8 protein-coding genes are annotated in these 6526 nt (G+C 64.3%); 7 read left to right on the forward strand and 1 reads right to left on the reverse strand.

What is annotated here, in order from left to right:
* The first annotated feature begins 259 nt into the window (after nt 1-259).
* The 7 genes from ACZYOF_RS06615 to modC all read left to right on the forward strand — a co-directional run bounded on the left by ACZYOF_RS06615 (nt 260) and on the right by modC (nt 5853).
* Nucleotides 260-1252: a Bug family tripartite tricarboxylate transporter substrate binding protein gene (locus tag ACZYOF_RS06615; RefSeq protein ID WP_463715227.1), complete on the forward strand. Its 993-nt coding sequence runs from the start codon at nt 260-262 to the stop codon at nt 1250-1252.
* Between the two features lie 182 nt (nt 1253-1434).
* Nucleotides 1435-2382, forward strand: a complete 948-nt coding sequence (gene mepA / locus ACZYOF_RS06620; RefSeq protein WP_463715228.1) for a penicillin-insensitive murein endopeptidase — start codon at nt 1435-1437, stop codon at nt 2380-2382.
* Nucleotides 2383-2649: 267 nt separating this feature from the next.
* Nucleotides 2650-2856: a TOBE domain-containing protein gene (locus ACZYOF_RS06625; RefSeq protein ID WP_463715229.1), complete on the forward strand. Its 207-nt coding sequence runs from the start codon at nt 2650-2652 to the stop codon at nt 2854-2856.
* Between the two features lie 2 nt (nt 2857-2858).
* Complete coding sequence (locus ACZYOF_RS06630) at nt 2859-3368, forward strand: hypothetical protein (protein ID WP_463715230.1); 510 nt, start codon at nt 2859-2861, stop codon at nt 3366-3368.
* 291 nt (nt 3369-3659) lie between these two features.
* Nucleotides 3660-4445 carry a molybdate ABC transporter substrate-binding protein gene (gene modA / locus ACZYOF_RS06635; protein WP_130584043.1) on the forward strand — a complete coding sequence of 262 codons (786 nt, stop codon included), beginning with the start codon at nt 3660-3662 and terminating at the stop codon, nt 4443-4445.
* A gap of 38 nt (nt 4446-4483) precedes the next feature.
* Entirely contained in the window at nt 4484-5179 is a 696-nt protein-coding gene (gene modB / locus ACZYOF_RS06640) for a molybdate ABC transporter permease subunit (RefSeq protein ID WP_282531440.1), read from the forward strand.
* Nucleotides 5180-5181: 2 nt separating this feature from the next.
* Nucleotides 5182-5853, forward strand: coding sequence for a molybdenum ABC transporter ATP-binding protein (gene modC, locus ACZYOF_RS06645; RefSeq protein WP_130584045.1), 672 nt, complete (start codon nt 5182-5184; stop codon nt 5851-5853).
* 73 nt (nt 5854-5926) lie between these two features.
* On the opposite strand, the gene ACZYOF_RS06650 is transcribed toward modC, so the two are convergent.
* On the reverse strand, nt 5927-6526 hold a 600-nt coding region (locus tag ACZYOF_RS06650), incomplete at its 5' end, for a transposase (protein ID WP_463703344.1).

Raw genomic sequence — 6526 nt, forward strand, 5'->3', positions numbered from 1 at the left:
CCAATTTTCCCGCGATCCGGGTAGCGATGCTGCGGATGCACCAATGGCGCGTATTCCGCACGAAATTGCGTCATTGCGCGACAGGGTTAATGCCCGGTTAAGCCGCGAGCCTGCATCGAACCAATGATGAGGCGGCGCGACATCTGCTGCCGCCAAAAAGGCTTCGGCCGCCTGCCGGTTCGGGCTATCCTCCATCGCAGGGGACGCCAAGTTGCAGACGGCGGACGAGGCGCGAGCATCGCCTCGGGGAGGGGACCCGATGCGCCAGGGCACGCACAATCGATCTCTCACCATCAGCACTCTCTTGGCGGCGACGCTGGCGCTGCTGCTGACATCTGGTCCCGGCATTGCCGGAGACTATCCGGACCGCACCGTCAGGATCATCGTGCCATTCTCCGCCGGCGGCACGGCGGACGCGGTCCCGCGGCTGGTGGCAGATTGGCTGTCGCGCAAATGGGGCCAGCCGATCGTGATCGAGAACAAGACCGGCTCAGCCGGAAATGTCGGGGCCGAGGAGGTCTACAATGCCGCCCCCGACGGCTACACCCTGCTCTCCACGCCGCCGCCGCCGCTCGTCATCAACCAGAATCTTTATCGGAAGCTCGGCTTTGATCCGGCGAAGTTCGAACCGATCATCGTGATGGCGCAGGTGCCGAACGCGATCTTCGTCCGCCCCAACGGCATCAAGGCATCCAGCGTGGCGGAGTTGATCGATCATCTGCGCGCAAACCCCGATGGGCTCACAGCCGCCACGCTCGGCAGCGGGACCACGTCGCATCTGAGCTCCGAACTGTTCGAGACGATGGCGAAGGTGAAGCTGCGCCAGATCCCCTATCGCAGCACCGTGCCGGCGCTGCAGGGCCTGCTCGCCGGCGACGTCGACCTGATGTTCGACAATCTCGGCGTCACGCTGCCGCTGGTGACGGCCGGCAAGCTCAAGCTGCTGGCGGTGGCCTCGCCCAAACGGTTGCCATCCATGCCCAACGTGCCGACGATCGCCGAAACGCTGCCGGGCTTCGAAGCGGTCGCCTGGTACGCGATCGTGGCCCCGCCCGGGACGCCGAAGGCAATCGTCGAGAAGATCAATGCCGACATCAACGAAGTGCTGGCCCGGCCCGATATCCAGGCCAACTTCCGAAAGCTCTCCGCGGAAATCTATGGCGGCTCGGTGGAGCGGACGGCCAAATATCTGCGCAGCGAGGTCGACCGCTGGGGCACGGTGATCAAGTCGGCCAACATCGAGATGCAGTGAGGCTGGCGAATTTTTTCCACTTCTCCCGCAAGCGAGAGAGGGAGCGCAGGGTTCATGGTGGCTGCTACTCCATTGAAGTTCATCACGTGCCAGTTCGTGCTGGAGATCAACCAATTGCGATGTCACAGCGGCTCGCGGAACGTCGAATCCATGTTACGCTGACTGCCCTTCGAGTGAATCCCATGACGTCCCGCCCGATATTGACCCTGCTGATTCTTGCAGCTCTGTCGCTTGGTGCCGACGCCGCGTCGGCGCAGGACAGAGGCTCGGTCAATCCGAAGCCGCTGCCGCCGCTCGCCAATCCCAACGATCCCAAGCTCGGCGCCAAGGAATTGTTCGCGCGCAAGGTGCTGCCGACGGCGACGCCGACGCGGGTGATCGGCTCCTATTCCAAAGGCTGCCTCGCCGGCGCGGCGCAGATGCCGATCAACGGCGAGACCTGGCAGGTGATGCGGCTGTCGCGCAACCGCAACTGGGGCTATCCCGGTATGATCGCGCTGCTGAAGCGGCTGTCGGTCAGGGCGCACAAGGATGCCGGCTGGCCGGGCATCCTGGTCGGCGACATCGCGCAGCCGCGCGGCGGGCCCGCCTTGAGCGGCCATGCCAGTCACCAGATCGGTTTGGATGCCGACGTCTGGCTGACGCCGATGCCCGACCGCAGGCTGTCGCGCGAGGAGCGCGAGGACATGTCGGCGGTGATGATGGTGCGGCCGGACCGGCTCGATATCGATCCCAAAGTGTTCACCCCTGGCCATGTGCTGGTGCTGCGCGACGCCGCGCAGGAGCCGGGCGTGCAGCGAATCTTCGTCAACGCCGCGATCAAGAAGGCGCTCTGCCGCGAGGCCAAGGGCGACCGTAGCTGGCTCGCCAAGATCAGGCCGTGGTGGGGCCACGACTATCACTTCCACATCCGCATGCGCTGCCCGGCCGGCGCCACCGAATGCGAGGGCCAGCCGTCGCAGTCGGAGGATGAAGGCTGCAAGCCTTCCGACTTCGCCTTCTGGTTCTCCGATGCGGTGCTGCATCCGAAACCGCCGCTGATACCGCCAAAGCCGAAGCCGCCGATGACGCTGGCGCAAATGCCGGCCGCCTGCAAAGCGGTGCTGAATGCACCGGACGCGAAGCAGTAATATCTTCTTCGATGGACGCCGTAGCCCGGATGGAGCCATCAGGCGCGCATCGCGCGACCCGTTGGCTCCATCCGGGCTACGCATTGCGCCGCAAGGATAACATCTTCGTCAGGACGCTATTCCCGCGGCGGCTTGATGGGCTATTGTCGCATCGGCCTGCGCCGCAAGCGCAAGGTCTGTGCCGGGGACGACGGTCCCGCTCGTTTCAACCAAAAACCACATAGGCGCGGCATGACCGCGCGCATTCAACCATTGCGAGGAGCGATCATGCGTCTCAGTGCACGTAACCAGATCAAGGGCACCGTCGTCGAGGTGAAGAAGGGCGCAACCACGTCCCATGTCCGCGTCGATATCGGCGGCACCGTCATGACATCCTCGATCACCAACGAGACGGTCGATGATCTCGGCATCAAGGTTGGCGGCAAGGTCATCGTCGTGGTCAAGGCCTCCGATGTCATGATCGCGGTGGAATAGTCATGCGGCGGACATCTGTTCTGATTGCGTTGCTGTTGCTCGGCGCCGTTCCCGCTCTTGCAGCGGAAGAACCGAGTGGTTGTGACAAGTTCAAATGGCCGATCGATCGCGAGCGCGCCGCGCTGACCGCGCCCGATCGCGCCAAATTGACATCGGGCAACGAGTTTGCGGCATTGCCCGCAAGCGGACTCACGCTGACCCTGGTGGCGCCGGCAGATGCAAAACTGCCGACGCCGCCGGAACGGGCACCGAAGGACGGCACCTTTGCCGGCTTCACCAGCTTCAAGAATGCGCCCAAGGCCGGCCTTTACACGATCAGCCTGTCGTCCGGCGCCTGGCTGGACGTGGTGCAGGATGGTCACTTCCTCAAGCCCAAGGCATTCAGCGGCGCCACCGACTGCGACGGTATCCGCAAGACGGTAAAATTCGAGCTTTCTGCGAGCCCGTTCGTGCTGCAGATCAGCGGGGCCAAAGAGAATTCGATCTCGATCGCGATATTACCGAGCGAATGACGGGCAACGGCATGATCCGGAAAAGTGGAGACCGGTTTTCCGAAAAAATCATGCCCAAACAAAGAGCTGGAGCTGGATGGCTTTTCCAGGAAAAGTTATCCAGCTCTAGACAAACGGTCGCCTTTACCCACGCGACCAGCCTGTTATGTTCCCACCGCGATATCCCCGGCGGCCGTAAGCCTCGGGGTCACCCGGAACGGCGCTTCCGTCTGTCGCGGACCACACCGATTCAACCAACGCCCGAAGTATGCGCGCGGTCCGCGTGCATGTGGACGTGATGGAGCGCTTGCCATGAACCGCCTTGCCGGAATTGTCGCCGCCTTTGTCCTTGTGCTGTCTTCAGCCGCCTTACCTGCGAGCGCGCAGGAAAAGACCTTGACCGTGTTCGCGGCCGCCTCGATGAAGAACGCACTTGACGACATCGACGCCGCCTACACCGCCAAGACCGGCGTCAAGGTCAATGCGAGCTATGCCGCCAGCTCTGCCTTGGCAAAGCAGATCGAGCAGGGCGCGCCGGCCGACGTGTTCGTCTCCGCCGACACCGACTGGATGGACTACGCGATCAAGCAGAAGAACATCAACGAGGCGACGCGGGTCAATCTGCTCGGCAACAGCATCGTGCTGATCGCGCCGAAGGACTCCAAGATCGACAACGTCAATATCGGCGCCGGCTTTGATCTCGCAAAACTCGCCGGCGACGGCAGGATCGCGACCGGCGACGTCAAGGCCGTGCCGGTCGGCAAATATGCCAAGGCGGCGCTGGAGAAGCTCGGCGCCTGGCAGGCAGCCGAGCCGAAATTCGCGATGGCCGAAAGCGTGCGCGCGGCACTGACGCTGGTCGCCCGCGGCGAGGCCGTGCTCGGCATCGTCTATTCGACCGACGCCAAGGTCGAGCCTGGCGTGAAGATCGTCGGCACCTTTCCCGCCGACAGCCATCCCGCGATCATCTATCCGGTCGCGGCGACGACGACGGCGAAGCCCGAGACCACCGAGTACCTCAACTTCCTGAAATCGTCGGCGGCAAAGACCATCCTCGAGAAGTACGGCTTCAAGTTCCTGATCACGCCGACGACCTGAGCATGATCCGGAAAAGTGGAAGCATGATCTGAGCCCACGTGTTCGAGATTTCGCCGACCGAGTGGACGGCGATCCTGCTGTCGCTGCGGGTCGCCATCGTCGCAACGCTGGTCGCGACCCCCCTGGGGATCGCGCTGGCGTGGCTGCTGGCGCGCCGTGACTTCTGGGGCAAGTCGGTGCTCGACGCGCTCGTGCACCTGCCGCTGGTGCTGCCGCCCGTTGTCACCGGCTATCTCCTGCTGCTTGCGCTCGGCCGCCGCGGCTTTCTCGGCGCATGGCTTGCCGATCATCTCGGCATCGTCTTCGCCTTCCGCTGGACCGGTGCGGCGCTCGCCTGCGGCGTGATGGCCTTTCCATTGCTGGTGCGGCCGATCCGGCTTTCGATCGAGGCCGTCGACCGGCGACTGGAGCAGGCGGCGGGAACGCTGGGCGCGGCGCCCTGGCAGGTGTTCCTGACCGTGACCTTGCCGTTGGCGCTGCCGGGCGTGCTCGCCGGCATGGTGCTCGGCTTCGCCAAGGCGATCGGCGAGTTCGGCGCGACCATCACCTTCGTCTCCAACATCCCGGGCGAGACCCAGACCATCTCGTCGGCGATCTATTCGCTGATCCAGACGCCCGAGGGCGACCTTGCGGCGGCGCGGCTCGTCATCATCTCCATCGTGATCGCGATGAGCGCGCTTGTTGCATCGGAGTGGTTCGCGCGGCGCGCGACGAAGCGGCTGCACGGAAACTGATTATGCTCCGCGTCGACGTCACCAAGCACCTTGGCGAATTCACGCTTTCGGCTACCTTCACCAGTGAAGGCCGCGTCACCGGCCTGTTCGGCGCGTCGGGCGCCGGCAAGACCTCGCTGATCAACATGATCGCGGGACTGCTGAAGCCCGACCGCGGCATCATCTCGCTCGATGGCGAGACGCTTGACGACACCGAGGCGCGCGTGCATGTGCCGCCCTACCGGCGCCGCATCGGCTATGTGTTCCAGGACGCGCGGCTGTTCCCGCATCTCGACGTGCGGCAGAACCTCGATTACGGGCGGCGCATGAACCGCCTGCCGGATGATCCGGCGCAGCACAGCCGCGTCACCGACCTGCTCGACATCGGCCATCTCATGGATCGCCGTCCTGGAAAACTTTCCGGCGGCGAGCGCCAGCGCGTCGCGCTCGGACGCGCGCTGTTGTCGAAGCCGCGCCTGTTGCTGCTCGACGAGCCGCTCGGCTCACTCGACGAAGGGCGGAAGGTGGAGATCCTGCCTTATCTGATCCGGCTGCGCGACGAAGGCATTCCCATGGTCTATGTCAGCCACGACGCCGCCGAACTGCGCCAGCTCGCGACCCAGATCGTGATGCTGCGTCGCGGAGAAGTGACCGCGTTCGGCGGCGTGAAGGTGCTGACGGGAAGCCCGAAGTGATTTCGGCCGCCTTCCCTTCTCCCCTTGTGGGAGAAGGTGGCGCGAAGCGCCGGATGAGCGACTATCTGGATTGTCAAGTTGCATTGGCGTAAGCGGCACGCGCCTCGCGTGCTTTGGCGTTGAGGCGGACCAGGAGCTTACGGGCGAGCGCAATGCGAATGACCATTTTTTCCTTTCCGGCAGCGACCAGCCTATCGCGAAAGTCGGCGAGGCTTTGGTCATAACGCGCGGCAATGGCCGCGACGAGGAAGAGGATCGAGCGGACGCCGGCGCGGCCGCCGCGGATGGATCGCTTGCCCTTTCGCTTGCCACTGTCATTGGCGATCGGGGCGAGGCCGACCAGCTTGGCAATGGCTTTGTTGGAGAGGATACCGATCTCCGGCAGCTCGGCGTGCAGCCGGCCGACGGTCCGTCCAGCCACGCCCTTCACCTCGCGCCAGGTTTCGGCGAGCTTTGCCCACAGCGGATCGTCGTCGATCATGGAGGCGATCTCGCCTTCGAGCGAGCGGGACTGGCGCTTCAGCAGGGCGATCACCTCGTCTACACTTGCCTGCATCTCCGTGTTGTCGAACATGCTGGCGCGGCGCTGCTTCTGGACCGTGAGGTCGTCGGTGACCTGCCTGAGCCTTGTTACCAGGGCCTTCAGGCGCTGCTGGGCCTGGCTCGGCAGCGC

Source organism: Bradyrhizobium sp. LeoA1Lang (assembly GCF_055413685.1).

What these genes read in the sequence shown, in the direction of transcription:
- modC (WP_130584045.1), top strand. Translation starts at nt 5,182, where the DNA reads ATGCTCCGCGTCGACGTCACCAAGCACCTTGGCGAATTCACGCTTTCG.
- modA (WP_130584043.1), top strand. Translation starts at nt 3,660, where the DNA reads ATGAACCGCCTTGCCGGAATTGTCGCCGCCTTTGTCCTTGTGCTGTCT.
- ACZYOF_RS06625 (WP_463715229.1), top strand. Translation starts at nt 2,650, where the DNA reads ATGCGTCTCAGTGCACGTAACCAGATCAAGGGCACCGTCGTCGAGGTG.
- ACZYOF_RS06630 (WP_463715230.1), top strand. Translation starts at nt 2,859, where the DNA reads ATGCGGCGGACATCTGTTCTGATTGCGTTGCTGTTGCTCGGCGCCGTT.
- mepA (WP_463715228.1), top strand. Translation starts at nt 1,435, where the DNA reads ATGACGTCCCGCCCGATATTGACCCTGCTGATTCTTGCAGCTCTGTCG.
- ACZYOF_RS06615 (WP_463715227.1), top strand. Translation starts at nt 260, where the DNA reads ATGCGCCAGGGCACGCACAATCGATCTCTCACCATCAGCACTCTCTTG.